Below are 682 nucleotides of genomic sequence, written 5' to 3'. Positions count from 1 at the left end.
GTGTCAGCCGCTTCCAGTATGCCGGTACCTTCCAGCAGCACCGATGCCGACTTGCCGTCTGTCGACACCGATTCGACCTGCAGGTCGATCACCGTTGGCACGATTTGCAGCAGCAGGCCACTGGTGTCGCGCTCCAGCCGCACATGGCCGGTGTGGGCGGTGGTGGGCACGATGGCGGTGAGCGTCTGGTCGGTAAGGCTCGCCGTGGTGGCGACGGTCAGTTCGGACAGGTTGCCGAAATCGCTCAAGGTCGTGAACACCAGCCGGTCATTGGCCACCAGGCCGCTGCCCGCCACCGTGATGCTCTGCCCGGTGTTGGCCGAAGGCAGTGCCGCCAGGGCCGCGCTGCCGCTGGCGGCTGTGGCATTGATGGCCGTCACGTGGCGCGAGGCGGCGCTCAAGCTGCTGCTGCCCCCGCTGCTGGACACGACGACCACGCCCGCACCGACGCCGGGCGGCACGGTCAGGCTCAAGAGCTGCTGCACTTGCTTGCTGGCGGACGAGTCGAAGATGCCGTCGACGATGGTGCGCACGGTGAAGCCTGTCACCGCGCGCCCATCTATCGTGACGCTCAGGTCCGGCGCGTTGAAGCCCGAGCCTTCGAGCACGATCGCCTGGCCAGACGCCACCTGGCCGCCGATGCCGCGCAGCACCGGCACGATTTGCAGCGGCAGGCTCACGC

General features: G+C 68.2%; 1 protein-coding gene. It reads right to left on the bottom strand.

From position 1 onward, the window contains the following. On the bottom strand, positions 1–659 hold a 659-nt coding region (locus AC1D15_RS35800), incomplete at its 3' end, for a hypothetical protein (RefSeq protein ID WP_477829826.1). Between the last annotated feature and the right edge of the window lie 23 nt (positions 660–682).

This window comes from Rhizobacter sp. P2_H2 (genome assembly GCF_056403375.1).
The sequence above is the reverse complement of the archived record's forward strand: the minus strand, read 5'-3'. Positions and strand labels throughout refer to the sequence as shown.